This window comes from Micromonospora sp. CNZ303, from assembly GCF_004345505.1.
In genome coordinates this window covers 16,097-41,362 of record NZ_SLVT01000007.1, presented here as the reverse complement: position 1 = coordinate 41,362, position 25,266 = coordinate 16,097, and the positions used below count along the sequence as shown (strand labels likewise).

The window sequence follows — 25,266 nt, the reverse complement described above, 5'->3', positions numbered from 1 at the left end:
CCGTATCGTCCCGTCGTGTCCTCTCCGCACACTAAGTCCGCCGCGGTCGCGGCGGCGTTGTCGGCGCTCGACGAGGGGCGTACGCCCGAACGACCGGTCCTCCGGGAGGCGGTCCGTGCCCTGTTGACCGTCCTCGCGGAGCGCGCCCCCGGCCGATCGGTGGAGGTGCGTGTCCCACCTTACGGCGCAGTTCAGTGCGTTCCCGGCCCCCGACACACCCGTGGCACCCCCGCCAACGTCGTCGAGATGGAGCCCGAGACCTGGCTGGCGGTGGCCAGCGGACGGCTCGACTGGGCCGACGCGATCACCCAGGGTCGCGTACGGGTGAGCGGAATCCGGGCGGATCTCTCCGCGCACCTGCCGCTCTAGCTGGGGCGATACGCATCGACCGGTCACACGTCGGAGCCGGATCGTGACTTTCTGTATCGACTCGGATTCGCGTACACTGTCAGGCGACGACAGTGGTCCCGGCCGAGGAGTGCGGATCCGCCCCCCGCGTGATTCCGCAAGGCCGGTCCAGATCAGCATGAGGGAGCGCAGGTGCCCCGAGGCGACGGCCGGCTGAGCCACGACCTTGATCCCCAACGACCAGGCCCCCAGGACGCGTGCGGCGTCTTCGGCGTCTGGGCGCCCGGGGAGGAGGTCGCCAACCTGACCTACTTCGGGCTCTACGCCCTCCAGCACCGTGGTCAGGAGGCCGCGGGCATCGCGGTCAGCGACGGCTCGGGCGTCGTGGTCTACAAGGACCTCGGCCTGGTCGCCCAGGTCTTCGACGAGCCGACCCTGGCCAGCCTGCGCGGGCACGTGGCGATCGGGCACGCCCGCTACTCCACCACCGGCGGCTCGACCTGGGAGAACGCCCAGCCCACCATCCGGTCCACCACCTCCGGCACGACCATCGCGCTGGCCCACAACGGCAACCTGGTCAACACCGCGGAGCTCCAGCGCGAGGTCGCCGAGCGGGGCCTGGTCGCCGACGGCTCGACCAACGACACCTCCCTGGTGACGATGCTGCTGGCCAGCCGCCCGGACCTGTCGGTCGAGGCGGCCGCGCTGGAGGTGCTGCCGCGGCTGCGGGGCGCGTTCAGCTTCGTGTTCATGGACGAGTCGACCCTCTACGCGGCCCGCGACCCGCACGGCGTACGTCCGCTGGTGCTGGGCCGCCTGGAGCGCGGCTGGGTGGTGGCCAGCGAGACCGCCGCGCTGGACATCGTCGGCGCGAGCGTGGTCCGCGAAGTCGAGCCCGGCGAGCTGATCGCGATCGACGAGGACGGCCTGCGCTCCAGCCGGTTCGCCGCCCCGGAGCCCAAGGGCTGCCTCTTCGAATACGTCTACATCGCCCGCCCGGACGCCACCATCGCCGGCCGCAACGTGCACTCCGCCCGGGTGCAGATCGGCCGCCAGTTGGCCAAGGAGCACCCGGTCGAGGCCGACCTGGTCATCCCGGTGCCGGAGTCCGGCACCCCGGCCGCGATCGGCTACGCCGAGGAGTCGGGCATCACCTACGGCGCCGGCCTGATGAAGAACCCGTACGTCGGGCGTACCTTCATCCAGCCGTCGCAGACGCTGCGCCAGCTCGGCATCCGGCTCAAGCTCAACCCGCTGCGGGAGAACGTCCGGGGCAAGCGGCTGGTCGTGGTCGACGACTCGATCGTGCGCGGCAACACCCAGCGGGCGATCGTGCGGATGCTGCGCGAGGCCGGCGCGCTGGAGGTGCACGTGCGCATCTCCTCGCCGCCGGTCAACTGGCCGTGCTTCTACGGCATCGACTTCGCCACCCGCGCCGAGCTGCTGGCCAACGGGCTGGACAACGACGGCATCCGGCGCTCGATCGGGGCGGACACGCTCGGCTACGTGTCGCTTCCCGGCCTGATCGCGGCCACCGAGCAGCCGAAGACCCGGCTGTGCCGCGCGTGCTTCGACGGGGAATACCCGATCGAGCTGCCCGCCGGCAACCTGATCGGCAAGCACGTGCTCGAAGGGGTGGGCCGGCGGGTCGCCGCGCAGGCGGCCGACACCCCGGAGCACACCGCCCCGCTCGTCGCCACTCCGGGCGGCGTGACCACACACCGCCCGTAGCACCACCCGGCGCGGCCCGGCCACCGCCGGCGCGGCGCCAGAACCAAGGGGGAGAACCGTGACGCACGTGTCCGAGCGCAGCGGCGCAGGAAGCAGCCCGTCCGGCGCCGGCGGCGACCGCCAGCCCTGGACGGCCGGCACCGGCCGCCAGGCGCGCAAACGCTCGGTCTCGTACGCGGACGCCGGGGTCTCGATCGAGGCGGGCGACCGCGCGGTCGAGCTGCTCAAGTCGAAGGTGAAGCAGACCCGGCGCCCCGAGGTGATGGGCGACCTGGGCGGCTTCGCCGGCCTGTTCCGGCTGGACACGAAGAAGTACAAGAACCCGATCCTGGCCTCGTCCACGGACGGCGTGGGCACCAAGCTGGTGATCGCGCAGCAGATGGACATCCACGACACGGTCGGCATCGACCTGGTCGCGATGGTCGTCGACGACCTGGTGGCCTGCGGCGCCGAGCCACTCTTCCTGCTCGACTACATCGCCACCGGCGAGGTCGTGCCGGACAAGGTCGCCGAGATCGGCGCCGGCATCGCCGACGGCTGCCGCTACGCCGGCTGCGCCCTGCTGGGCGGCGAGACCGCCGAGCACCCGGGCGTGCTCCGCCCGGACGAGTACGACATCTCCGCCACCGGCGTCGGTGTGGTGGAGGAGAGCGACATCCTCAGCCCGGACCGGGTCGAGGTGGGCGACGTCGTCATCGCGATGCGCTCCTCCGGCCTGCACTCCAACGGCTACTCGCTGGTGCGCCACGTGCTGCTGGGCGCCGGCCGGATGCGGCTCGACGTGGTGATCGACGACTTCGGCCGGCAGCGCACCCTCGGCGAGGAGCTGCTCACCCCGACGAAGATCTACGCGCAGGACTGCCTCAAGCTCATCGCCGAGGCCGAGGTGCGCTCCATCGCCCACGTCACCGGCGGCGGCATCCCCGGCAACCTGGTCCGGGTGCTCCCCGAGCACGTCGACGCGGTCGTCAACCGGTCCACCTGGAAGCCGCAGCCGATCTTCGACCTGATCCAGTCCAAGGGGCGGATCGAGGACCCGGAGATGGAGGCGACCTTCAACATGGGCGTCGGCATGTTCGCGATCGTCTCCGCCGAGGACGCGGACCGCGCGCTGGCCACCCTGACGGGCCGGGGCGTCGACGCGTGGCAGGCCGGCGAGATCATCGAGGGCTCCGGCAACGTGCAGATGGTCGGCCAGCACACCCGGGGCTGATCGACTCCCGGTGACCGTACGGGCACCTGATCAGGGCTTCACCCGAGTGGCCGTGGCCGCCTAGCCTGAAGGGCACCCTCAGAGCTGTCGGGGCCGCCCGCCCGGTTTCCCCGACAGCCCTTCAGGCGCGGAGGAGGGCAATGGCTGCTCGGGGACTGTCGTTCAGCGGGATGCGCGGCCTGGCCGCCGTCCCCTCGTACGTGGTCATGCAGCCCACCACCCTGTGCAACCTGGACTGCGCCTACTGCTACCTGCCGTTCCGCGCGGCCGACCGGCGGATGCCGGTGCCGGTGGCCGAGGCGGTGGCCGCGTCGGTGAACCCGTGGGCGGCGGCGGGCCGGTTCTCGGTGGTGTGGCACGGCGGCGAGCCGCTGGCCGCCGGCCGGGAGCACCTGGCCGCGCTGATCGCGCCCTTCGGGCCCGGGGTCGAGCACCACGTGCAGACCAACGCCACGCTGATCGACGACGCCTGGTGCGCGTTCTTCGTCGAGCACGGGGTGCGGGTGAGCGTGAGCGTGGACGGCCCGCGGGAACGCAACGGCGACCGGGTGACGCGGGGCGGTGGTCCCGCGTACGACCGGATCCTGCGCGGGGTGGCGGCGCTGCGCCGGCACGGCCTGCCGTTCTCGGCGCTGGCCGTGGTGGGTCGCCCCGGGCCGGGCCTGGCCACCGAGCTGTACGACTACTTCCTCGACCTGGGCTGCGACGTGCTGGGCGTCAACATCGAGGAGACCGAGGGGGTCAACCTCCGCGACAACTCCCACGACGCGCGGCTGGTGACCGCCTTCTGGGCGGAGCTGGTGGCGGCCTGGCGCCGGGAGCCCCGGATCCACCTGCGCGAGGTCGAGTGGTCGCTGCGGTACGCCGCGGCGGTGCTGGACGGCAGCGCCGACGACCTGCTCCCCCGGCGGTTGGACCCGATCCCGACCGTCGGCCACGACGGCTCGGTGATCGTGCTCTCGCCGGAGCTGGCCGGTTTCACCGATGTCCGGTACGGCGACTTCAGCAGCGGAAACGTGCTGGCCACCCCGCTGGTCGAGATCCTCGCCCACGCGGACCGGACGCCCTGGGTCGGCGAGTTCATCGCCGGCGTCGAGGCGTGCCGTGCGTCCTGCCCCTACTTCGGGTTCTGCGGCGGCGGCCACGCGGCCAACCGCTACTTCGAACAGGGGCGTTTCGACGGTACGCAGACCGCGCACTGCCGCAACAGCAAGATCCACTTACTGGAGGGAGTGTTGGAGCATGCCCGAGACCACCAGTCACCGGCATCCTGACCGGAGGACGGACAGCCCGGACGAGGTCGCCGACCGGGTGCGGGAAGCCGCGCCGGGACTCACCGCACTCCTGCACGAGGCCGAGGCCGCGCGGCGACTACGGGCCGAGGTGGCGGGCGGCGACGGCGCGAGCGCCGTGTGCGCCTGGAACCACTTCGAGAACATCCCGACGTTCTACAACTGGAACAACCGTCCCCGCTGAGACAGACCGTGATCAGGGACCTGCCGATCGCCCGGAAGGCTCTCCGGGCGGGGCAGGTCCCTGATCGTCGGTCTTGGCGCCGCTTCGATGGGCACATGCGTGAGCACGCGGGCGATCACCGCGTGCTCAGCTGCTACCGGAGGTCAGCGGGGCGGACGTACCCAGGGATCCGGGTCTTCGTCCGCGTGATCCTCATCATCGTCGTCGACATACTCTTTGTAGTCGTCGTCGAAGTTGTGCTCAGACTTACCAGCACCCGCCAGTTCGCGCTGCAAGGCGGTGAGGTCGGTGTTCGGGGAGTGGTACTTCAACTCCCGGGCCACCTTCGTCTGCTTGGCCTTAGCACGGCCGCGCCCCATGGCTCGACCCCCTCGCACAGAATGCGGGGCAGCCCGAAGGCGGGCCCCGATGACGTCAGGCATCTCTCGTGGCTCTTACGGTACATGGGGATGCCACCGTTCGGCACCTCGGGTTACCGTCGACCGACACCGCGCGTCGCGGTCATCCGGCCGTCACCGATTGTACCCGGTAAGGAGCGGCGCCGGGAGCGCCCGTGACACCGGGCAGAGCCATGCGAAACCACCCTAACGGGACGGGCCGCCCGCCGGGGCCGGGGGCGGAACGGCCGCTCCGCCCCCGAGGCGTTCAGCGCAGGTGGATCGTGCGCAGCCGGCCGACGTCGGCCATCCGCCGCTCCGCCAGCCGGTCCGCCGCCACGGCCGGCGGCACGCCCTCGGCGTCGGCCAGTCGCAGGATCTCCCGGGTGGTGTCGTAGATCCGGGTCGCGCGTAGCTTGGCCCGGTCGAAGTTGAAGCCCTCGATCTCGTCCGCCACCTGGATCACGCCGCCGGCGTTCACGACGTAGTCCGGGGCGTAGAGGATGCCGCGGTCGGCGAGGAGCTTCTCGATGCCGGAGTGGGCGAGCTGGTTGTTGGCCGCGCCGGCGACCACCTTGGCGCGCAGCGCCGGCACCGTGTCGTCGTTCAGCGCGCCGCCCAGCGCGCACGGGGCGTACACGTCGATGTCGGCGGCGACCAGCGCGGCGGCGTCGTCGACCAGCGTGACCTGCGGGTGGGTGGCGCGGGCCCACTCCAGGGCCCGCGGGTTGACGTCGGTCGCCACCACCTCGGCGCCGTCGTCGATCAGGTGGCCGACGAGGTACTTGCCGACCTTGCCCAGGCCCGCCACGCCGACCCGCCGCCCGGCGAGGGTCGGGGCGCCCCAGACGTGCTCGGCCGCGGCCCGCATGCCCTGGAACACGCCCCAGGCGGTGAGGATCGAGGAGTCGCCGGCGCCGCCGTGCTCGACGCTGCGGCCCGTGACGTACGAGGTCTCGCGGGCGATCACGTCCATGTCGGCGACGTAGGTGCCGACGTCGCAGGCGGTGTAGTAGCGACCGGCCAGGGACTCCACGAAGCGGCCGTACGCGCGCAGCAGCGCCTCGCTCTTGATCCGCTCGGGGTCACCCCAGATGACCGCCTTGCCGCCGCCCAGGTCCAGCCCGGCGAGGGCGTTCTTGTAGGCCATGCCCCGGGAGAGGTCGAGCACGTCGGCGAGGGCGTCGGACTCGCTGGCGTACGGGTAGAACCGGGTCCCACCGAGCGCGGGGCCGAGCGCGGTGGAGTAGATGCCGATGATCGCCTTGAGGCCGGTCTGCTTGTCCTGGCAGAACACGACCTGTTCGTGACCGCTGGACCCCGGGTCTTCGGTGGTGGCGAATACGCCCATGACTCGCTCCTGGTGTGGGGTGCGCCCTTGTGGGACGCGGACCGGTGGACCGCCGGCGGGATGCTGCCGGTGCCGCTGAGCCTAGTATCGGCCGACGCCCTCCGGCCGCCCACGGCACGCGTGATCGCGCTGCCGGCGACGGCCGAGTTCCAATTCGTGGGAGGATCGCGCCGTGCCGTCGCTCTTCGCTTCATACCTGCGCGTGTACGAGCCGCTGACCGCCTTCGACCGGGACCGCCAGGCGTACTGGCGGCGCTACGTCGAGCAGGGGCGGGCGGTGGCACCGGTGGAGGGGCCGGGCCGGCAACGGACGTCGGTGCTGGAGGCGCTCGGCGCCGGCTGGACCCGGCTGCCCGACCTGCCGGACGAGGCGTACGTCCTGGAGACCGACGAGGCCCTGCTGGTCTGCCCGTGGAACCTGCGCATCCGGGTGGCCGAGGCGGCGTTGAACGCGCGCGACGGGGTGCCGCCGGTGCTGGCCGACGCGTTCGTGCCGCCGGTGCTCGCCGGGCAGGCGAAGGCCGTGGTGGAGGACTGGCGCAGCGGGGCGCGGGTGCTGGAGCACGGCGTGCCGCGCGTGCACGAGCAGATCGCCACGTGGGGCGTGCCGCTGCGCTGGTTCGTGCTCTTCGGCCCGGAGGAACGGCACCACGTGGCCCACCCCGGGCGGCGGGCGCTGCACTACCGGACGGAGATCTCCAAGGCGCGGCGGCGTTCGTCGCGGGCCCTGTCGGTGCTGCGCAAGTCGATCGGCGACGCGCCGATCACGGAGGCGGTCGAGGAGGCCGCCCGCTGGCTGGAGGAGTTCCACCCCCGTTCGATGGTGGAGCTGGACTACGGCGGCCTGGTCGAGCTGCTGTCGGACGAGACGCTGGCCGCCGACGACTCGCCCCAGCTGGTGGCGAGCGGGCTAGCCGGGCTGTCCCGGGGCGAGGCGGAGGAGGCCTCGGCGGCGTACGACAAGCTGGTCGCGCGCTGGCGGGCGGTCCAGTTGCTGGAAAGGTGCAACTGAGGCGAAATCGCCCATAACCTGCCCCGAAGCCGAGGCTAGTTCGTAGTCGACGCATCACGAACCGTGATCATGAGTCCGAATAAGGTACTTTCTGCCGTGTAAAAGTCGCATAAATCGGGCATGGTTCATCCGTCCGTCTAGGGACGTTCGGCCGTTCGGCCCATGTCGGACATCGGGGACTAGCCGGACCATGGGAGACGCGTCGACCGGCGGGACCCCGGCCGATGTCTATACATGTGGAGGAGTGACCGATGGCATCGCGAACGCACGAACCAGAGCCGCTACTCACACCGGCCGAGGTGGCGTCGATGTTCCGTGTCGACCCGAAGACGGTGACCCGGTGGGCAAAGGCGGGCAAGCTCAGCGCCATCCGCACGCTGGGTGGACACCGTCGGTACCGGGAGTCGGAGGTCAGGGCCCTGTTGCAGGGACAGATCCCTCAGCAGCGCCAGGGGGACTGACCGACCGGGATACAAACAGGTGTGAACGGAGGGCGGCGGACATGGTCCGCCGCCCTCCGTCGTGTCCGGACCCCGCCCGCGTACTGGCGACGGGCGCGGGATCAGGCGCCGGCCGGCGGCCGGTCCGCGAGGACGACCCGGATGCCGACCGTGCCGCTCTCGCCGCGACGCAGGCGGCTGCCGAGCAGGCTGAGCCGGCCGATCATCCGGTACTTCTGCTTGATCAGCTCACGTACCCGCCGGGTGCCGGCCGCGTCGCAGAGGGTCGCGTGGGCGGCGACCGCCTCGCCGTGCGGGCGGCCCCGGACGTCGCACGGCGCCACCGTGACGTCGCCGCTGCGCCGGATCCGTTTCACCTTGCCGGCGTCCGCCGCCGACCACACCCAGAGCGCGTCGCCGTCGCGCACCGCCCAGACCGGGGTCGGCACCGCCCGACCGTCCTTGCGGAACGTCGTGAGCAGGATGTACTTCTCCGCGCCGAGGCGGTCCAGGGTGGTCACCCCGCCAAGGATACGGCCGGTGCGGCTGACTGACCGGCCGGATAGCGTGAAGCCCGTGACGGGACAGCCACGGATCGGTGACGTGTTCGGGGAGATGCTGCGCGACGCGTACGCCGTGGCCACCGGGGTCGGACCCCGCCCGCTGGCCGGCGGGCGGCTGCCGCGACCGGTCATCGAGATCATCGAGCGGGACGACGGGCTCATCAACGGCGCCCCCGCCGCGCACTACCTGGACGGGCCGGCCGACTGGCAGCCGTACGACCACCGGGCCGTGGACCGGGTCCGGGGCGCGACCCTGGACGTCGGCGTCGGGGCGGGCCGGATCGCGTTGCTGCTCCAGGAACGGGGCGTGCCCGTCACCGGGCTGGACACCTCGGCCGGGGCGCTGGCCGTCTGCCGCCGCCGGGGCGTACGCGACCTGGTGCACGGCACTGTCGACACGCACGTCGCGGACGGCCGCCGCTACGACACGTTCCTGCTGCTCGGCAACAACGTGGGCCTGCTGGAGGGGCGGGAACGCGGGCCGGCGCTGCTGGCCGCGTTGGCGGCACTGGCCCGGCCGGGAGCACAGGTCATCGCCCACGGCACCGACCCGTACGGCACCCGGGACCCGGTGCACACCGGCTACCACGAGCGCAACCGTCGTCGGGGCCGGTTCGGTGGGCAGCTCCGGCTCCGGCTGCGCTACCGGGAACTGGGCACCGAGTGGTTCGACTACCTGGTCTGCTCCCCGGCCGAGCTGGCCGAGCTGGTCCGGGGCACCGGCTGGCGACTGACCGACGTGGACGATCGGGACGCGCCGTACTACCTGGCCACCCTGCGCCTCGCCGGCTGACGCCCCCGGCCACGGCGGGGGGTGCAAGGAAGGGCACCTTCCTAACGCCTCCGGTAGAGGAAGGGCCCCTTCCTGACATCTGGGTGAACACCGACGCCGGGCTCCCGCCGGGAGGCGGGAACCGGCGTCGGGCTCAGACCTGGACGGTCGGGGGGAGCTGCTCGGGCGGCAGGCCGCCGTCGCCGTCGACCACCTCGTCCGGGGTGCCGTCCTCGTCGAGATCGACCATCGTGATGTCCACCTTGCCGTCCCCGTCGGTGTCGAACTGGAACAGGTCGGGCTTGCCGTCCCCGTCGGTGTCGGCCACCCAGACGTCGGTGCGGCCGTCGTTGTTGGTGTCGGCGCGCAGCAGGTCGACCCGCTCGTCCCCGCGGGTCTCCACGGTCTCCGCCGCGTCCGCGGCGTGCACGGTCTCCGGTGCCTGGCTCATCTGGGCCGTCCTTCCCTCGGTTGGGTGCCGTGGTACCCGATCCGGCGCGCCCCCACGCATGCCGGGGAGATCGCCGCTGCATAGGGTCGGGCCCATGAGCGAGTGGAGCGGGCGGCGGGGCGCGGGTCGACCCCGTCCCGCCACCGGAGACAGGGAGGCGTCATGAGCGACCGCTTTGTCGTCGTCGGGGCCGGCACGATGGGGCTCGGCATCGCGTACGTGGCGGCCGGGGCCGGGCACGCCGTCGAGCTGGTCGAAGTGGACCGGGCCCGGGGCGCGGCGGCCGTCGAGCGGCTCGGGGAGCTGTGGGACAGGGCGGTGGAGCGCGGCAAGCTGGACGCCGACCGGGCCGCCACGAACCGGCAGCGGGTGACGCTGCGCTCGGGGCTCGCCGAGGTCGCCGAGGAGCCGGCCGTTGTGGTGGAGGCCGTACCGGAGCGGCCGGAGCTGAAGCGGGCGGTGCTGCGCGAGGCCGAGGCGCTGCGGCCGGCGCTGCTGGGCAGCAACACCTCCAGCATCCCGATCGCCGCGCTGGCCGAGGGGCTGGCCCGGCCCGAGCGCTTCCTCGGGCTGCACTTCTTCAACCCGGTCTGGGCGATGGCCCTGCTGGAGGTCGTGGTCGGCCCGGCCACCGCCGAGGAGACCACCGCCGCGGCGGTCGCGCTCGCCGGCCGGCTGGGCAAGGACCCCGTCGTCGTACGCGACATGCCCGGCTTCGCCACCTCCCGGCTCGGGGTCACCCTCGGGCTGGAGGCCATCCGGATGGTCGCCGACGGGGTGGCCAGCCCCGCCGACATCGACAAGGCGATGGTGCTCGGCTACCGGCACCCGGTCGGCCCGCTGGAGCTGACGGACATCGTCGGGCTGGACGTGCGGCTCGACATCGCGCGCACCCTCCAGGCCGCGTACGGGGACCGGTTCGCCCCGCCGCCGCTGCTCGAGGAGATGGTGGCCGCCGGCCGCCTGGGCAAGAAGTCCGGCCAGGGCTTCTACCGCTGGGAAGGCGGGACCCGCTCGTGAGTGGGCTGCGGATCGAGGAGCAGCCGGACCGGCTGGTGGTGACGCTCGACCGGCCGGAGAAGCGCAACGCCATCGACGCCGACCTGATCGCCGAGCTGCACCAGGTCTGCGCGGAGCTGGAGGCGCGGCCCCGCCTGCTGCTGCTCACCGGCGGCACCGAGGGGATCTTCGCCGGTGGGGCGGACATCGGGCAGCTTCGCGAGCGGGGCCGGCTGGACGCCCTCGCGGCGATCAACTCGGCGGCCTTCGCCCGGATCCGGGCGCTGCCGATGCCGACGGTGGCGGCGGTGGACGGGCCCGCGCTGGGCGGGGGCGCCGAGCTGGCGTACGCCTGCGATCTGCGGGTCTGCACGGCGCGGGCGGTGTTCGGCCAGCCGGAGGTCCGGTTGGGGATCCTGGCCGGCGCGGGCGCCACCCACCGGCTGCCGGCACTGATCGGGGAGGCCCGGGCCAAGGAGCTGCTCTTCACCGGGCGGCGGGTGGACGCCGAGGAGGCGCTGCGGATCGGGCTCGTCAACCGGATGGTGGCCGAGCCCGGCGAGCTGCTGCCCACGGCGCACGGGCTGCTCGACGAGATGGCGAAGGGGTCCGCGCTGGCGCTGCGGCTGACCAAGCTGGCGGTCGACGCGCCGGCCGCCGCGCACCCGCACCTCGACCTGGTCAGCCAGGCGGTGCTCTTCGAGGACGAGGAGAAGCACCGGCGGATGACGGAGTTCCTGGAACGGCGACGCCCCCGCTGAGCCCTGGGGTGTAAGGAAGGGCCCCTTCCTACCGCCTAGGCGATAGGAAGGGGCCCTTCCTTACACATGCACGGGTGGTGACTCAGTGCCGGATCTGCACCCCGGCGTCCGCGAGGGCCCGGATCACCTCCGCGGACTCGGCGAAGCCGATGACCAGCACGGCCTCCGCGCCGAAGTCCTTAATCTCCTTCGCGCCCGCGCCGAAGTCGACCGGGTTCGCCTTGGCGTCCGCCGGCGGGTCGTAGGTCAGCAGCTTGAGCCGGTCGCCGCCGATGCCGGCCCGCTCCAGTTCGGCCCGGACGGTGCCCTGGAGGCCCTCGCCGTAGGAGTCCTTACGGGCGACGATGGCGATCTTCTGCGGGCCGTCGCGGAGGATCACGTCGGCCAGCGCCCGGCCCTGGAGGCTGTCCGGCGGGGCGGTGCGGAAGTAGAGGCCGTTGTCGTCCAGCTCGGTGAGGCTGGCGTCGGTGTTCGACGGGGAGAACAGCACCTTCCCGGCCCGCACCACGTCGGGCAGCACCGCGCGGGAGATGCCGGAGGCGCTGGCGCCGATGATGACGTGGACCTTCTGCGCGACGTGCCTCGCCACGGTGGCCTTGGCGACCGCCGGGTTGGTGCCGTCGTCGCCGTCGATCCAGACCACCGGCTCGCCGAGCACCCCGCCCGCCGCGTTGATCTCCCTGATCGCCAGCTTGGTGCCGGCGGAGATCGGCGGGTACGCGAGGGCCAGGTCACCGGTCTGCGACAGCAGGCCGCCCAGGACCAGCGGCGAGCCGTCGCTGCGGTCGGTCTGGTCACCGCGCTGCTTCTTCGCCTTCGGCGGGGCCTTGGTGCTCGCCGCCGACTCGTCGCCGGCCCCGACGAACTCCGTCTTGCCGTCGTTGAGCCGCTGGCCGTCGAAGTGCAAGGTGCCGTAGCTCGCGGTGGACGGCTCGCCGGCGTCGGTGAAGCCGGCCCGGGTCAGCGAGACGCTGCGGTACTCCACGTCCCGGCCCGCGCGGGCCAGGGTCAGGCACTCCGCCACCCGTTCGCAGCGCTGCCCGTCGTTGGTGACCCCGACGATCTGCTTCGCGATGGCGGCCGGATCCGTCGTGCCCGCGAGCTGGGCGGCGATCGCGCTGATCACCACCGCGTCGTACGCCTCGGCGGAGTAGAGGAAGTCGCCCAGCTTCGGGTCGACGGACCGGAGCCGGTTCTTGAAGTCCTCGGGCAGGGGCGTGAGCGGCGTGGTGCCCTTCATGCCGTCCACCAGGCCGGCGCGGTCCTTCAGCTCGGCAGGATACGAGTTCAGCATGTTGCCGTCGGTGCCGTACAGGCGCACCTGTTGGGTGGCGGCCTGCTCGGGCTCTTCGGTCCCGCAGGCGCTTGTGGCGAGCAGGAACGTCGCGCAGGCAGCCAGGGTGGCCGCCCGCGAGGCGCGTGACTTGAACATGGTCGTCCTTCCTCCGGCGAAGGTCCGCTGCGCACATTAGCGTGCTGGGCCGTGTGGCGGGACCACGGATGCGGCTCAATCCGCAGGTCGCCCGCCCTGACTACGGAAAGTGACCGCCGGCGGATGGCTTGACCCTCCCCTCTACCGTGCTGTGGGTGACGGACTCACCACAGCAGACGCTTGACGACGCGACCGCCGTGCTCCGCTCGGCGCTGGCCGGGGACGGCGACGCGGTGGCGGGGGCGTTCGACGCGGTCGTCGACCGGTCCGGCCTGGCCGGCGCGTACGGGGTGGCCTGGTGTCTTGCCGCCACGATGGTCGGCGATCCGGTGCCGCCGGGCACGTGCGCGCTGGACTTCCCCGGCATCGAGGACGCGGGCTACGACACCCGCTGGGTGGCGCGCTTCGTCAGCGCGTACGCCAACGCCGACGACGACACCGGCGAGGCGCTGTTCGGGGCGGCGGCGGCCGACGGGCTGCTGCCGGAGTGCCTGCTCACGCTCGCCGGCTCGACCGTGGCGACGCTGCGTAGCCGGACTACCTGACCGTTCGTGCCGCCCGCCGGCACGGATCGGGACGACGGCGCCCGTCGGCCGGACCGTCGGGCGTTCGCCGGCCGGACCGTCGCCCGCCGGCCGGACGTGGCGCGGCGGGGCCGGACCGCCGTGACAGGCTGAGGGCATGTCCGACGCCATGCTCAGCAAGGTGCGCAAGCTGCTGGCCCAGGCCGAGGACCCGGCCTGCACCCCCGCCGAGTCGGCCGCGTTCACGGCCAAGGCGACCGAGCTGATCGCCCGCTACGGTGTGGACCGGGCGCTGCTGGCCGCCCGGGACCCGGCCACGGACCCGGTGGGCGACCGGGTGGTCGAGGTCGTCGCCCCGTACGCCCGGGACAAGGCCGGCCTGCTCGCCGCGGTCGCCGATCCGCTGCGCTGCCGCTGCGTCCGCCGCCGGGAGGGCGCCGGCTTCGCCATGCACCTGTTCGGCTTCGCCAGCGACCTGGAACGGGTCGAGCTGCTCTTCACGTCGCTGCTGGTGCAGGCCGCCCACGGACTGACCGGCACCGAGGTGCCGGCCGGCGCGCACGTCGCCGCCTTCCGGCGCTCGTGGCTGGCCGGGTTCGCCCAGGTGATCGGCGTGCGCCTGCGGGCGGCGGAGGCCGGGGCGGTCGCCGAGGCGGGCGCGCCCTCGGTGGCACTGGTCCTGGCCGACCGGTCGGACCGGGTCCAGCACCGCGTCGCCGAGGTGTACCCACGGCTGCGTACCGCCGCGCCGCGCCGGCTGGCCGGCGGCGGGTTCGGCTCGGGCGCCGAGGCGGGCCGCCGCGCCGACCTCGGCGGCCGGGGCGTCGCCACCGCGCCGGGCGCGCGTCCCGGCCTCGGCCGCTGACCCGCCGCAGCCTTCGGCGGTACGTGACAGCAGTTGGCCTCGGTGGCGCGTGGGCCGGGCGGCGAGTGGCGGCACGGCGTGGGCGGTCGGGCCTCGGCCGCTGACCCGCCGGACGCCGGTCAGGCGGCGCTGTGGTCGGCCACTCTGGCGGCGTAGCGGGTGAGCAGCTCGTGCCAGCCGGCGGTCAGCGCCTGCCGGTAGCCCTCCGCGGCCTCGCCGTGCCGGTCGAAGTGCCGGTGCTCGACCGTCACCCGCGTCCGCTCCGGCCCGTCCGCGTGGAAGAGCACCTCCACCTCGCTCGCCTTCGCGGGGTCCGGCACCGGTGCCCGGTCCGCCCCGATCTGCCAGGTGAAGACCAGCCGCTCGGGCGGATCCCAGGTCAGCACCCGGCCCCAGTCGCAGCGGAAGCCGTGCGGACCGATCTCATAGAGCATCCCGCCGCCGCGCGGCTCCATGCCCAGGTCGGCGAGCTGCTCCGGCCCGGACCAGGTGTATTCCACCACCCACCACTGCGCCAGAGCGCCGGTGAACACCTCGAACGCCCGCTGCGTGGGAGCGGGGACCAGGAGGGCGCTGCGCAACGCGAATCGTTCGGACTCCTGCCGGATGCCGGCCGGGTCAGCCATCTCCTGTCCCATAGGCCCGGACCATACCGGCTGATGCCTGGGTGCGCAGCTTCGTGATTGCCGTCTTCGGGCCGCCCATCCGTACGCCGGAAGACCCCCGCGCGTCCGGTCCGTGGCCGGCCGTGTCGCCGTACCGGCGGGATGTTCGGCCGGATAGCGGGTACCCGCGCCGAACGGTCCCGGCCGGCCCGGCCGGAGAATGCGGAGCGGGGAGCATGAGCGAGAACGCGCAGCAGCGGGACGACCGGACCGGCGGCCGAACGGGGCGACGTGACGGGGAAGCGGAACCCGCCCGCCGGGGTGGGGAGAACGAGCCGGACGTCCTGCTGGACATCCCGGAGGTGTCGGTCGACTCGATCCGGCTCGCCGTGGACGGACTGGACGCCGACGTCTCCCTGCGGGCCCGGCTGGCCAACCTCCTCCAGCTCGACGCCGGGGTACGGGTGCACCTGGAGGGCGTCGAGCTGGACATCACCGGGGTGCACGCCGAGGCGTTGCTCAAGGTGCGGCTGGAGAAGCTGGTGCAGATCCTCGACCGGGCGCTGACCACCATCGACCGCAACCCGCAGGTCATCCAGACGCTGTCGGGTACGGCGGCGGCCTCGATGGACGACGTGAACCGCGCCAGTCAGCAGTTGGCCAACCTGGGTGGGCAGCTCGCCGGGCCGGGGGAGCGGGGCGGCGGGGCTGAGCAGCTCACCGCCCTCGGGGAGCAGCGCCCGCTGGAGCGGGCCGGCGGCGCGACCGACGATCTCGGTCAGCAGGTGGGCGCGATCGGTGCGGTCGCCGACCAGTCACTGCGGGAGCCGGGCGGCCCGGGCCGGGGCGGCAAGCCCGGCGCCGGCCAGGGCGGGGAGCCGGGCGGCCGAGGCCAGGGCGGGGAGCCGGACGCCGAGCAGGCGCAGCGGGGCGGTGGCCTCGCCAGCGGATCGGGCGGCGGCGGCGAGCAGGGCCAGGCGCAGCGCGCACGCGAGCAGGAGGGCGACGAGGCGGCCCGTCGGGAGCCGCGCGGAACCCAGGATCGGGAGCACGGCCAGGGCGGCGCGGAGCAGGGCGGGCGGCGGCCGGGGCGCGCGGAACAGGGCGCTCAGCAGCCGGGCGGTGAGAGGGTCGGCGGACCCGGGGGTGGTACGGCCGGAGCGGGCGGCGGGGACCGGGGTGCCGGCGGGTCCGGGGGCGGGCCGGAGGCCGGGCGGCATGAGCCGTCGGGCGGCCCGTCCGAGGGCGGGCAGGGCCGGCAGCAGCCTGAGACCGGGCAGGGCCGGCAGCAGCCTGAGACCGGGCAGGGCCGGCAGCAGCCTGAGACCGGGCAGGGCCGGCAGCAGCCCGAGACCTCAGGCGGTGGTGGCGCGCCGAGCGCCGCCCAGATCGCCGAGCAGGCCGGGGAGACGCTGAGACAGGCCGGCCGGAGTGTCTGGGAGGCGATCCAGGGCGGGATTGCCCAGCACCGCCAACAGCGGCGCTGACCCAGCGGGCGGGCCTGCCTGCGGCCCCGTCATCGACGTCCACGGGCCGAGGGCCGAGCCGGTGTGGCGGCGGACCGGTCTGGCGGCCCGGTCGCCGTGACGCATCCTGGTTCGAGGAGTCGACGGGGAGCCCGCCGGCCGGCGGATCAGGTGCTGGTCACCGTCGCCTGATACCGGGCGATCCACTGCCGGTTGAGGTCGTCGGCCTGGCGTTGGTGATGCGCGACGACGGCACAGCCGTCCTCGGGCACGTCGAGCCCCAGGAAGTCGAGGATGCCGCGCGTGGTGGCGGCCATGTCCTCGGCCAGGTCCTCGTAGCGCACGACGTGCGGTTGGATCCCCCACGAGGCGAACCACGCCTCCCAGGCCGCGTTGTGCTCCCGGATCTCCTCGATGTAGTGCCTGATCCCGTTCGCGTCGAAGCGGGGCGCCTGCCCGTTGCCTACGTCGCCGCTGATCTCCCCACTGCCGCCGACGAACCACGTGCCGGTCTGCTCGGCGCGCAGCCGCGACACCGCCTGCGCCAGTACGTCGTCGCGTCGCAGGAAGACGAAGCCGGTGCGGCCGAACGCCCGGTTCAGCAGCGCGACGTCGTCGCCGTCGAGGTCGGGATGGACCGCCGCGAGCTTCGCGACCACCTCCTCGAGCGTTCCCCACATGAGCTTCGCGCCGAACACGCCGTTCCCGGTCCGGCCCGCGGCGAGCGCGGCCCGTACGAAGTCCGCGTAGTCGAAGCTGCCGTCCGCCCCGCGGGGAAGCTGCCACCGGTCGGCCCACAGCGGCTCGTCCGGGGAGCGGAAGTAGGCCTGGGGGCGACCGGCGAGACCGGTGGATTCCAGCAACCCGAGCAGGAGCGAACTGCCGGTGCGTGGGGTGCCGCAGACGAAGTACGAGTCGACACGGTGCGTAGGCATGCCCGCACACAACCGCAGCGCGGGCACCCGTCGCAACCGAATTCGTCGATGCCGTCCCCCTCCGGCCCCAGGTGTCCGGCCCCGCGCGGCCGGGTCGGTCAGTGGAGGACTCGCAGTGCGACCGTGACCACGACGAAGAGTGCGATGGCGGCGGCGGAGGCGGTCCGTGCCTGTCGCGACCGGGTGAACAGGCCCACCACCAGTGCCGCGCCCAGGCCCAGCAACCAGTGACCGACCTCGGGGTGCCGGTCGGCATCGAAGCCGAGGTGACCGAGGGCGGCACGCCCGTAGCCGACGAGTGCGGCACCGCCGACCCAGACGAGCGAGTTCACCACCAGCGGTGCCGACCGTGCGGTCGACTGCTCGGCCACGCTCCGCCCCCGTCGCGCCGGCCCGCCGCAGACGGAACCAGGGCGGGTCGGTGATCAGCCTGGCAGAGCCGGGCGGCCTGCCGCTGTCCCGGATCCGTCCGTCGACAGGAGTCGGGGCGGGCGGACGGCCGACGCGTCGTCAGGCCGAGGTCGCGGCGACGCAGAACTCGTTGCCCTCCGGATCGGCCATGACGATGTGGTGCCCGGTGAACTCCCCCAGGACGCTCCCGCCCGCCTTCACCAGCCGCTCGGACTCGGCCCTGATCCGCGCCCACCGCTCGTCGGGGCTGCCGTGGCCCGGCACCCGGACATCGATGTGCAGTCGGTTCTTCGCCGTCTTCGGCTCGGGGACCCTGAGGAGGGAGAGCGCGGGCCCGACGCCGTCGGGATCGCACAGCCACGCCACGTCGTCCACCGGGTCGTCCTCCGGCAGGTCGAAACTCGCGTGCCACTCCGCACGGGTCCGGAAGGGCGGGGGCGGCGGCTCGTCCACGTAACCCAGCGCCGTCTTCCAGAACTCGCCGAGGAGTTTCGCGTCCGCGCAGTCGAGGGTCAGGCTGATTCTGGCTGCCATGGCGGGACCGTACCGCGTACCCCCGACAGTCGCGGCCGGGCCGAGGGAGCGGGCCCGCCGGTACGGCCTGGGACCTTGACGTTCCCTGCATGATGGGCCGCATGAGCCTGAGTGATCCGGACCCGGTGTGGATCGCCGTACGCCTCGTGATCGTGGTCCTCAGCCTGGCCATGATCGCTCTCGGCGTGCGTGTCGCCGTGTCGGGACGGTTTCCCTCGGCGTGGGTGCGGATCGCCCGCCTGACGGCGAGCCAGCGGTCCCAACCCGCCCGGATCGGCGGCAGCCAGGCGCTGCTCGGCGCGTGCCTGCTGGTCCAGCAGGCGCCGTTCCTCGTTCCCATGCCCTTCCTGGCCGGGCGCAGCCTGTTCGTGGTGGCACTCCTCCTCGCCGTCACCGGGGCGGGATGGTTCGCCCTGCTCCGGCGCTGAGGCACCGACTCCGTGCCGTGCCGCCGGCTGATCCTTCCCAGGCAGGGAAGGAAGCGGCCCACCCTGGCCGGGTGGCGGCGGCAGGCGTCGCCACGGCGGTGAGGACGGGGTCACGGCAACGGTCGTCAGCCGCCGTCCGTCTCGTCGAAGAAGTCGCGGGCGGAAGCGACGAGGTCGGGGTTCGGGTGGTCGCTGTTGAGCAGGCCGATGCTGCGCACCGTGAGGTGCGCGTTGCCATCCGTGTCCGTGACGAACAGCACGGGGTGCCATGCACCGTTGATCTCGGCGATGCTCGCCCGCACGCGGTGGTCGCCCAGGGCGTCCTCCAGCGTCGCGCGCGCCCGGAGGCACCATTCGCCGTGAGCCTCGTCGTCGTCGCCGAGCGAGTCGTGAGCGTCGAACATGTCCCGGCTGATCTGCACCATCGACTCGACGCCGGGCTCGGCAGCCACCTGGTCGTCCGTGACGGCCCACTCGTCGGGCCACCAGCGGTAGCCGTCGGCGTACGCGACGTCGGCCTCGACGAGCGCCTGGAGGGCCTCTTCGGTGTGCGCCAACAGGGTCACCGTGACGACGTCGCTGTCCGTGGTGAGCGCCACCGCGTACAGCTCCTCCGATGCGCGTCCATCGAGCATCGGGCCGATCGTCGCGCAGATGCTCGCGACGATCCGCTCGCGCAGTGTGGGCATGTCGACGGTGGGCACCGCGCTCCTCCCCGGGGCTCGTCCTCGTCCTGGTCGCCGGGACGCCGGCCGCCCCGGAAGGGCGCAACGTGGCAGGGACACCGCCACGTCGAGGACTGCCGGAGCCGCCCACCCGGTACGCAGAAGCGCCGACCGGCGTTTCCGCTGGTCGGCGCTTCAGTAGCCCGGCGAAAGGCTATGTGGCCAGGGGCGGGGTCGAACCGCCGACCTTCCGATTTTCAGTCGGACGCTCGTACCAACTGAGCTACCTGGCCGTGTTGCTCGGTTCATGCTACCTGCACGGCGGGTTGTCCGCCGGAAGGGTCACATGCCCCGATACGCAGAACGCCGCGCAGGGCGCGGCGTTCTCCGCTGGCGGTCCTGACGGGACTTGAACCCGCGACCTCCGCCTTGACAGGGCGGCGAGCACTCCAACTGCTCCACAGGACCTAGCTTTGTTGCCTCCGGCCGAAGCCGGACCGTGCCCCCAACGGGATTCGAACCCGTGCTACCGCCTTGAAAGGGCGGCGTCCTGGGCCGCTAGACGATGAGGGCGGCCCCGCCATCATTGCACACTCGCAACTTCAAGCGGACTTGCTCCCATCCGGCCCCGCCGGAGGCTTGGATAGCTTACGTGATGATCGGTCCCTCGACCAAACCGGTATGGCCCTGGCCACAACGCCCCACAAAATCGCAGGTCAGGGGGCTCTAGCGGAGCCGGGCGACGCCGTAGCGGCGCTTCAGGTCGGCGATCAGGCGAGGGCAGGCGGCCAGCGTGGCCGCACGATCGCCACCCCCGTCGTGCAGCAGCACGACCGAGCCGGGCCGGGCTGCGGCGCGTACCCGCTTGGCGATCGTCGCGGCGGTCGGCTTGCCCCAGTCCTGCGGGTCGACGTGCCAGTGCAGCGACCGCATGCCGAGCTGCTTGGCGACCGTCACCACCTCGGCCGTCCATCGGCCGCCCGGCTGGCGGTAGAACGGCACCTCCGCGCCCGGCACCGCCGCCCGGATGGCCGCGTTGGTGCGCAGCAGGTCCCGCCGGATCTCGGCGGCCGGACGCCGGGCGAGTTCCAGGTCGTGGTTCCAGCTGTGGTTGCAGAGCTGGTGGCCCTCCCGCACGATCCGCCGGACCAGCTCGGGGTGGCGCCGGGCCTGCCTGCCCACCACGCAGAAGGTCGCGGTGACCTTGGCCGCCCGGAGGCGGTCGAGGACCTTCGGCGTCCAGTTCGGGTCCGGCCCGTCGTCGAAGGTCAGCGCCACCGTCCGTGCGCCGGTCGTGCGACGCAGCCCCGCCGGCAGCTTCGGCGGCAGCGGCCGGACCAGGCGCCTGGGCGGGGTGCCGCGGGTCGGTCGCGGGGCGGCCGACGGAGTCGGCTCGGCCGGCAGCGGGGCCGAGGCGACGGGGTCGGGGCCGGGGCCGGCGACCCGCCGATCCGTCGCGGTGCCGTCGCCGCAGCCGCCGAGGAGGATCAGGGCCAGACCGGTGGCCAGCACGGCGCGTAGGCGCATCGTTCGCTCCCGGAGGGGGTCGGGGTCGGCGGACCTCCCGACGCTAGTGGACGACGTCCCGCCCCCGGCACCCCCGTCAGTCCGCCGTCGCCTGGTCCAGGGAGTCGCGTAGGGCGAGCGCCAGCGAGACCGCCTCGGTGAGGTCGACCGGCCGCACCACCCCGGCGGGTAGCGAGTCCGCCAGCCAGCCCGGCCCGGCGGCGAGCACCAGCAGCGGCCGGCGGGGCGCGGCGAGCAGGGCGTTGAGCTGGGTGGGGTCGGCGGTGGCCCGGGCGTGCGACCAGATCACCACGGCGGCCGGCCCGGTCCGGTTGACGGCCTCGAGCAGTGCGGGCAGCGGCATCCGGGCGCCAAGCATCCGGTAGCCGACCCCGGCCTCGGCGAGCGCGGCGGCGAGCGCCTCCAACGGCAGGGTGTGCTGCTCCTCGTCGGCGCAGGTGAGCACGATGCGCGGTGGGCCGGTGGGCGCGCCGGCCCGGGCGGCCACCGCGAACGCCTCCGAGACGCAGCGTGACATCAGGTGCTCGACCTCGACCAGTCCGCCGGTCGCGGCGTGCCGCTCCCCGATGCCGAAGAGCACGGGGCGCAGCAACCCGTCCCAGGTGGCGATCACGCCGTCCGCCTGGACGGCCCGGGCGATCGTCTCGCCGATCGCGACCGCGTCCAGCCGCATGGCGGCGCGGGCCAGCCCTCGGGCCGCCGGCCCGGCCCGGCCGACCGGGATCGTCGAACCGCCGCCGTCCCGGCCGGCGACGGCGCGCACCCGTGGGGGTACGGCGGCATCGGCGGGCACGGCGTCCGGTGCCCGGCGGGCCCAGCGGGCCGCCTCCGCCGGGGTGACCCCCTGGGCGGTGAGCCGCCGCATGATCTCCAAGCGCGCGAGGTCGGCCGGCGTGTAGCGCCGGTGGTGCCCGGGTACGTGCTCGCTGGGCCCGAGGCCGTAGCGCTGGTGCCAGGTGCGCAGGGTGGTCACGGCGACGCCCAGCCGTCGGGCGACGGCTCCCGCGCTCAGCGCCTCATCGGCCACCCGACCGCTCCGAGGCGTCGTTCGCCGGCGGGCCGGGCGGGCTGGCGGCCGGACCCGGCGGACCGGGCGGGCTGCCAGCCGGACCGGGCGGGCCGACGGCCGGAGCCGAGGGGACCAGCAGCCGGTTCACCACCCCGCCCAGCCACGGTGCGTACGCGCGGGGGTCGGCGTCGAGGTCGGCCGCCAGCGAGAGGGGGTCCACCCAGCGCAGCTCGGCCACCTCGTCGGGGTCGGGCAGCAGCGGGTCGCCCGGCCGGAACTCGCCCCGCAGGACGTGGTCGTACTCGAACTCGACCCGGCCGGTGACCGGGTCCTCGGCGTAGTAGACGTACACCCCGACCTCGGTCAGCTCGACCGGGCCGGCGCCGAGCTCCTCGCGCAGCCGGCGGTTGGCGGCCTCGACGAGGGCCTCGCCCGGCGTCGGGTGGCCGCAGCACGAGTTGGCCCAGCGCAGCGGGAAGCGGGTCTTCACCGGCGCCCGCCGTTGCAGCAGCACCCGGCCGTCGGGGTCGACGAGCAGTACCGAGAAGGCGCGGTGGAGCTGACCCGGGGGTTGGTGGGCGGCGGCCACGGTGGTCTCGCCCTGCGGCCGCCCGGCGTCGTCGACGAGCTCGACGAGATGCTTCTCGCGGGTGGTCACGGCAGGTGTCTCCAGGGTTCGAGGGGAAGGGCCATCAGACTGCCCCGGTGATCCGGCCGGCAGCCAGCTTGCCGGAGATGAGCACCATGGGCACGCCGACGCCGGGCTGGGTGCCCGAGCCGACGAAGACGACGTTCGGCAGTGTCCGGTGCAGGTTCGACGGGCGGAACGGGCCGGTCTGGAAGAGGCTGTGCGCGGCGGCGAACGGGGTGCCGGCGGCCATGCCCTGCTCCGCCCACTCGGCCGGGGTCACGGCCCGCAGCACCTCGACGCCGGCCCCGAAGCCGACGTAGCCGCGCTCCTCCAGGGTCCCGACGAGCTGGTCGGCGTAGCGCCGGGTGAGGTCGCCCCGCCAGTCGAAGGGCGCCCGGTCGAGGTTGGGCACCGGGGCGAGCACGTAGTAGGTGTGCCGCCCGGCCGGCGCCACCGACGGGTCGGTCCGGCTCGGGTTGGTGACCAGCAGGGACGGGTCGCTCATCAGCTCGCCCCGCCGGATGACCTCATCGAAGGTGCCCTTCCACGACCGTCCGAAGTGGATGTTGTGGTGGGCGATCTTCCCATACCCCTGGGTCGACCCGACGTGCAGGACCACGCAGGAAGGGGAGTAGGTGAGCCGGCGCGGACGGCTCGGCGGCAGCAGGTCGCGGTAGGCGACCGGCAGGTCGGGGTTGAGCACGACCACGTCGGCCGGGATCAGCTCGCCGTCGGCGGTCACCACGCCGGTGGCCCGGCCGTGCGCGGTCTCCACCCGGGTCACCGTGGTGTCGTAGCGGATCTCGACGCCGTGCTTCTCGGCGGCGCCGGCCATGCCGCGGGAGACCGCGTGGATACCGCCGCGCGGGAAGTAGACGCCGGCCACCGAGTCGAGGTACGCGATGACCGCGTAGATGGCCAGCGCGTCGTGCGGGGCGAGGCCGGCGTACATCGCCTGGAAGGAGAAGATCCGCTGGGTGCGCGGGTCCCGGAAGAACTGGTTGATCTTCGTCTGGAGCCGGCGGAACGCCCCGCCCGCCAGCAGCTTGACCAGGTTCCCGGTGAGCAGGTCGGTGGGCGCGTCCAGGTTGCGCTCGATGAAGTCGGCGCGTTCCCACTGCCAGAGCCTGCGCGCGTAGTCGACGAAGCGCAGGTAGCCGTCGGCCTCGCGCGGGCCGCAGACCCGGGCGATCTCGGCGGCCATCCGGGTGGTGTCGGTGATGACGTCCAGCGTCGAGCCGTCCGGGTAGTGCGCCCGGTAGGCCGGGTCGAGCGGGGTGAGGTCGAGCCAGTCGTCCAGCTCCTCGCCGACCGCGCCGAGCGCCTCGGCGATCAGGTCGGGCATGGTGAGCACGGTGGGGCCGGTGTCGAACTCGTAGCCGTCCACGCCGAGCCGGCCGGCCCGGCCGCCCGGCACCGGCTCGCGCTCCAGCACGGTCACCTGCCGACCGCTGCCCGCCAGGTGCAGCGCGCAGGCCAGCCCGCCCAGCCCGGCGCCGACGACGACCACCCGGTCCGTACGCCCGTCGACGGTGCGCACGCGACCACCTCCTTGTGCGAAGTTGCCCATCATGCCCGCCGGTTGGTGGCGGCGGTGGCGAGGCCGGTGAGCGCGGTGCGCGCGGTCTCGTCGATCGACGCGGTGCCGAGGGCGGCCAGCGCCTCGTCGACCCGGTCGGAGATCATGCGTTCGACCCGGTCGACCGCCCCGGTGTCGGCGACCACCTCGGCGAGGCGGGCGACCTCCGCGTCCCCCACGTCGGCGCCGAGGCCGTCCAGCGCGCGCCGCTGGGCCGGGGTGGCGAGCTGCCGGGCCAGCATGAGCAGCACGGTCGGCTTGCCGGTGCGCAGGTCGTCGCCGGCCGGCTTGCCGGTGGTCGCCGGGTCGCCGTAGACGCCGAGCAGGTCGTCGCAGAGCTGGAACGCCTCGCCGACGGCCAGCCCGTAACGGGTGTACGCGGCGGTCAGCGGGGCGTCGCCGCCGACGCCGGCCAGGCGGGCGCCGAAGAGCAGCGGCCGCTGCACCGTGTAGCTCGCGGTCTTGTAGCGGGCGACCCGCAGCGCCCGGTCGACCGACCAGTTCGCCGCGTCGCTCTCGCCGAGCACGTCGAGGTACTGCCCGGCGATCGTCTCCACGCGCATCTGGTCGTAGCAGCGCCGGACGTCGAGCAGGCGGTCCGGCGGCAGCGTCGCGTGGGCGAGGAGCCGGTCTGCCCAGACCATGCAGAGGTCGCCGATCAGCACCGCGACCGCCTCGCCGAACCGACGCGGGTCGCCCCGGTGGCCGGCGGCGGCGTGCCGGGCGGCCAGCGCCACGTGCGCGGTCGGCCGGCCACGGCGGGTAGCGGAGGCGTCCATCACGTCGTCCTGGACGAGGGCGAAGGTGTGCAGCAGCTCCAGGGCGGCGAAGGCGGGCAGCACCGCCGGCAGCGGACCCGTGCCGTCCGGCGCGCCGCGCCACCCCCAGTAGGCGAACGTGGGCCGGACACGTTTGCCGCCGGCCAGCACGCAGTCGCGCGCCGTCGCGGCGAACCCGCCCATCGCCGCGTCGATCTCGCGCAACGCGTCGACCTCGGTGGCCAGGAACGCGGCGAGGGTGTCCTGCACCGCCGTGACCAGGTCCTTCGTGTACGCGGCCAGGACCGCCCGGACCGGGTCGTCCCCGTCGGCCGGGCCGGCGGGGGCCACGCGGAGCGAGTTACCCGCAACTGCGTCGTTGGCCATGTGACCGAGCGTACCC

At 73.7% G+C, this 25,266-nt stretch carries 29 protein-coding genes and 3 tRNA genes; 14 read left to right on the top strand and 18 right to left on the bottom strand.

Annotated features, from left to right (window positions below):
- Nucleotides 1–15: 15 nt before the first annotated feature.
- From EV374_RS13325 to amcA, 5 genes are all read left to right on the top strand, one after another.
- Nucleotides 16–369 (top strand): sterol carrier family protein, encoded by a 354-nt coding sequence (locus EV374_RS13325; RefSeq protein WP_486485736.1) that lies wholly within the window; start codon nucleotides 16–18, stop codon nucleotides 367–369.
- Between the two features lie 171 nt (nucleotides 370–540).
- Nucleotides 541–2,079, top strand: a complete 1,539-nt coding sequence (gene purF / locus EV374_RS13320) for an amidophosphoribosyltransferase (protein WP_132235148.1) — start codon at nucleotides 541–543, stop codon at nucleotides 2,077–2,079.
- Nucleotides 2,080–2,137: 58 nt separating this feature from the next.
- Complete coding sequence (gene purM / locus EV374_RS13315; protein ID WP_132235146.1) at nucleotides 2,138–3,292, top strand: phosphoribosylformylglycinamidine cyclo-ligase; 1,155 nt, start codon at nucleotides 2,138–2,140, stop codon at nucleotides 3,290–3,292.
- Between the two features lie 170 nt (nucleotides 3,293–3,462).
- A complete protein-coding gene (gene amcB, locus EV374_RS13310; protein ID WP_486485750.1) occupies nucleotides 3,463–4,566 on the top strand; it encodes a cyclophane-forming radical SAM peptide maturase AmcB in 1,104 nt (367 codons plus the stop codon).
- Complete coding sequence (amcA, locus tag EV374_RS13305) at nucleotides 4,535–4,768, top strand: multiple cyclophane-containing RiPP AmcA (protein WP_132235142.1); 234 nt, start codon at nucleotides 4,535–4,537, stop codon at nucleotides 4,766–4,768. Before amcB ends, amcA begins: the two co-directional genes overlap by 32 nt.
- Before the next feature lie 143 nt (nucleotides 4,769–4,911).
- Here amcA and EV374_RS13300 read toward each other — a convergent pair whose 3' ends face one another.
- Together EV374_RS13300 and EV374_RS13295 are read right to left on the bottom strand one after the other, a co-directional pair.
- On the bottom strand, nucleotides 4,912–5,127 hold the full coding sequence (locus EV374_RS13300) for a DUF3073 domain-containing protein (RefSeq protein ID WP_089002617.1): 216 nt from the start codon (nucleotides 5,125–5,127) through the stop codon (nucleotides 4,912–4,914).
- 286 nt (nucleotides 5,128–5,413) lie between these two features.
- Nucleotides 5,414–6,496: a Glu/Leu/Phe/Val family dehydrogenase gene (locus tag EV374_RS13295; RefSeq protein ID WP_132235140.1), complete on the bottom strand. Its 1,083-nt coding sequence runs from the start codon at nucleotides 6,494–6,496 to the stop codon at nucleotides 5,414–5,416.
- A gap of 172 nt (nucleotides 6,497–6,668) precedes the next feature.
- Here EV374_RS13295 and EV374_RS13290 point away from each other — a divergent pair, with 172 nt between their 5' ends.
- Nucleotides 6,669–7,508, top strand: coding sequence for a DUF8083 family protein (locus tag EV374_RS13290; protein WP_132235138.1), 840 nt, complete (start codon nucleotides 6,669–6,671; stop codon nucleotides 7,506–7,508).
- Nucleotides 7,509–7,759: 251 nt separating this feature from the next.
- Nucleotides 7,760–7,969 carry a BldC family transcriptional regulator gene (locus EV374_RS13285; RefSeq protein ID WP_007073996.1) on the top strand — a complete coding sequence of 70 codons (210 nt, stop codon included), beginning with the start codon at nucleotides 7,760–7,762 and terminating at the stop codon, nucleotides 7,967–7,969.
- A gap of 101 nt (nucleotides 7,970–8,070) precedes the next feature.
- On the opposite strand, the gene EV374_RS13280 is transcribed toward EV374_RS13285, so the two are convergent.
- The gene (locus tag EV374_RS13280; protein WP_132235136.1) at nucleotides 8,071–8,469 is read right to left on the bottom strand and encodes a PPOX class F420-dependent oxidoreductase; all 399 of its coding nucleotides are present in this window, start codon (nucleotides 8,467–8,469) and stop codon (nucleotides 8,071–8,073) included.
- A 55-nt stretch (nucleotides 8,470–8,524) separates the two neighbouring features.
- Here EV374_RS13280 and EV374_RS13275 point away from each other — a divergent pair, with 55 nt between their 5' ends.
- The gene (locus EV374_RS13275) at nucleotides 8,525–9,304 is read left to right on the top strand and encodes a class I SAM-dependent methyltransferase (RefSeq protein ID WP_132235134.1); all 780 of its coding nucleotides are present in this window, start codon (nucleotides 8,525–8,527) and stop codon (nucleotides 9,302–9,304) included.
- Between the two features lie 133 nt (nucleotides 9,305–9,437).
- Here EV374_RS13275 and EV374_RS13270 read toward each other — a convergent pair whose 3' ends face one another.
- Complete coding sequence (locus EV374_RS13270) at nucleotides 9,438–9,734, bottom strand: hypothetical protein (RefSeq protein WP_132235132.1); 297 nt, start codon at nucleotides 9,732–9,734, stop codon at nucleotides 9,438–9,440.
- Nucleotides 9,735–9,896: 162 nt separating this feature from the next.
- On the opposite strand from EV374_RS13270, the gene EV374_RS13265 reads away from it, so the two are divergent.
- Nucleotides 9,897–10,754 carry a 3-hydroxyacyl-CoA dehydrogenase family protein gene (locus EV374_RS13265; RefSeq protein WP_132235130.1) on the top strand — a complete coding sequence of 286 codons (858 nt, stop codon included), beginning with the start codon at nucleotides 9,897–9,899 and terminating at the stop codon, nucleotides 10,752–10,754.
- Nucleotides 10,751–11,494, top strand: a complete 744-nt coding sequence (locus EV374_RS13260) for an enoyl-CoA hydratase/isomerase family protein (protein ID WP_132235128.1) — start codon at nucleotides 10,751–10,753, stop codon at nucleotides 11,492–11,494. Before EV374_RS13265 ends, EV374_RS13260 begins: the two co-directional genes overlap by 4 nt.
- An 82-nt stretch (nucleotides 11,495–11,576) precedes the next feature.
- Here EV374_RS13260 and EV374_RS13255 read toward each other — a convergent pair whose 3' ends face one another.
- Nucleotides 11,577–12,926 (bottom strand): ABC transporter substrate-binding protein, encoded by a 1,350-nt coding sequence (locus tag EV374_RS13255; protein ID WP_132235126.1) that lies wholly within the window; start codon nucleotides 12,924–12,926, stop codon nucleotides 11,577–11,579.
- 155 nt (nucleotides 12,927–13,081) lie between these two features.
- On the opposite strand from EV374_RS13255, the gene EV374_RS13250 reads away from it, so the two are divergent.
- Entirely contained in the window at nucleotides 13,082–13,471 is a 390-nt protein-coding gene (locus EV374_RS13250) for a hypothetical protein (protein ID WP_132235124.1), read from the top strand.
- A gap of 136 nt (nucleotides 13,472–13,607) precedes the next feature.
- On the top strand, nucleotides 13,608–14,315 hold the full coding sequence (locus EV374_RS13245) for a DUF2786 domain-containing protein (RefSeq protein ID WP_132235122.1): 708 nt from the start codon (nucleotides 13,608–13,610) through the stop codon (nucleotides 14,313–14,315).
- A gap of 119 nt (nucleotides 14,316–14,434) precedes the next feature.
- Here EV374_RS13245 and EV374_RS13240 read toward each other — a convergent pair whose 3' ends face one another.
- The gene (locus EV374_RS13240; RefSeq protein ID WP_132235120.1) at nucleotides 14,435–14,953 is read right to left on the bottom strand and encodes an SRPBCC family protein; all 519 of its coding nucleotides are present in this window, start codon (nucleotides 14,951–14,953) and stop codon (nucleotides 14,435–14,437) included.
- Nucleotides 14,954–15,156: 203 nt separating this feature from the next.
- Here EV374_RS13240 and EV374_RS32935 point away from each other — a divergent pair, with 203 nt between their 5' ends.
- On the top strand, nucleotides 15,157–16,407 hold the full coding sequence (locus EV374_RS32935; protein ID WP_207914168.1) for a hypothetical protein: 1,251 nt from the start codon (nucleotides 15,157–15,159) through the stop codon (nucleotides 16,405–16,407).
- A 146-nt stretch (nucleotides 16,408–16,553) separates the two neighbouring features.
- Here the strand turns inward: EV374_RS32935 and EV374_RS13230 are convergent, their stop codons facing one another.
- From EV374_RS13230 to EV374_RS13220, 3 genes are all read right to left on the bottom strand, one after another.
- Nucleotides 16,554–17,321 (bottom strand): Stf0 family sulfotransferase, encoded by a 768-nt coding sequence (locus tag EV374_RS13230; protein WP_132235118.1) that lies wholly within the window; start codon nucleotides 17,319–17,321, stop codon nucleotides 16,554–16,556.
- Between the two features lie 98 nt (nucleotides 17,322–17,419).
- The gene (locus tag EV374_RS13225; protein ID WP_132235116.1) at nucleotides 17,420–17,692 is read right to left on the bottom strand and encodes a hypothetical protein; all 273 of its coding nucleotides are present in this window, start codon (nucleotides 17,690–17,692) and stop codon (nucleotides 17,420–17,422) included.
- A gap of 139 nt (nucleotides 17,693–17,831) precedes the next feature.
- Complete coding sequence (locus tag EV374_RS13220; protein ID WP_132235114.1) at nucleotides 17,832–18,266, bottom strand: VOC family protein; 435 nt, start codon at nucleotides 18,264–18,266, stop codon at nucleotides 17,832–17,834.
- Between the two features lie 101 nt (nucleotides 18,267–18,367).
- On the opposite strand from EV374_RS13220, the gene EV374_RS13215 reads away from it, so the two are divergent.
- Entirely contained in the window at nucleotides 18,368–18,694 is a 327-nt protein-coding gene (locus EV374_RS13215; RefSeq protein WP_132235112.1) for a hypothetical protein, read from the top strand.
- 125 nt (nucleotides 18,695–18,819) lie between these two features.
- On the opposite strand, the gene EV374_RS13210 is transcribed toward EV374_RS13215, so the two are convergent.
- The 9 genes from EV374_RS13210 to EV374_RS13170 all read right to left on the bottom strand — a co-directional run bounded on the left by EV374_RS13210 (nucleotide 18,820) and on the right by EV374_RS13170 (nucleotide 25,250).
- Nucleotides 18,820–19,398, bottom strand: coding sequence for a DUF4303 domain-containing protein (locus EV374_RS13210; protein ID WP_132235110.1), 579 nt, complete (start codon nucleotides 19,396–19,398; stop codon nucleotides 18,820–18,822).
- A gap of 180 nt (nucleotides 19,399–19,578) precedes the next feature.
- Nucleotides 19,579–19,652 (bottom strand) — tRNA-Phe (locus tag EV374_RS13205).
- A 98-nt stretch (nucleotides 19,653–19,750) separates the two neighbouring features.
- Nucleotides 19,751–19,827: transfer RNA gene (locus EV374_RS13200), tRNA-Asp, on the bottom strand.
- Between the two features lie 32 nt (nucleotides 19,828–19,859).
- Nucleotides 19,860–19,932: transfer RNA gene (locus EV374_RS13195), tRNA-Glu, on the bottom strand.
- Nucleotides 19,933–20,085: 153 nt separating this feature from the next.
- A complete protein-coding gene (locus EV374_RS13190) occupies nucleotides 20,086–20,886 on the bottom strand; it encodes a polysaccharide deacetylase family protein (protein WP_132235108.1) in 801 nt (266 codons plus the stop codon).
- Between the two features lie 76 nt (nucleotides 20,887–20,962).
- Nucleotides 20,963–21,913: a MerR family transcriptional regulator gene (locus EV374_RS13185; protein ID WP_132235106.1), complete on the bottom strand. Its 951-nt coding sequence runs from the start codon at nucleotides 21,911–21,913 to the stop codon at nucleotides 20,963–20,965.
- Complete coding sequence (gene idi / locus EV374_RS13180) at nucleotides 21,903–22,553, bottom strand: isopentenyl-diphosphate Delta-isomerase (protein ID WP_132235104.1); 651 nt, start codon at nucleotides 22,551–22,553, stop codon at nucleotides 21,903–21,905. The genes EV374_RS13185 and idi overlap by 11 nt, the downstream gene beginning before the upstream one ends.
- Nucleotides 22,554–22,587: 34 nt before the next feature.
- On the bottom strand, nucleotides 22,588–24,096 hold the full coding sequence (crtI, locus tag EV374_RS13175) for a phytoene desaturase family protein (protein WP_132235542.1): 1,509 nt from the start codon (nucleotides 24,094–24,096) through the stop codon (nucleotides 22,588–22,590).
- Nucleotides 24,096–25,250: a polyprenyl synthetase family protein gene (locus EV374_RS13170; RefSeq protein WP_132235102.1), complete on the bottom strand. Its 1,155-nt coding sequence runs from the start codon at nucleotides 25,248–25,250 to the stop codon at nucleotides 24,096–24,098. Before EV374_RS13170 ends, crtI begins: the two co-directional genes overlap by 1 nt.
- Nucleotides 25,251–25,266: the final 16 nt, after the last annotated feature.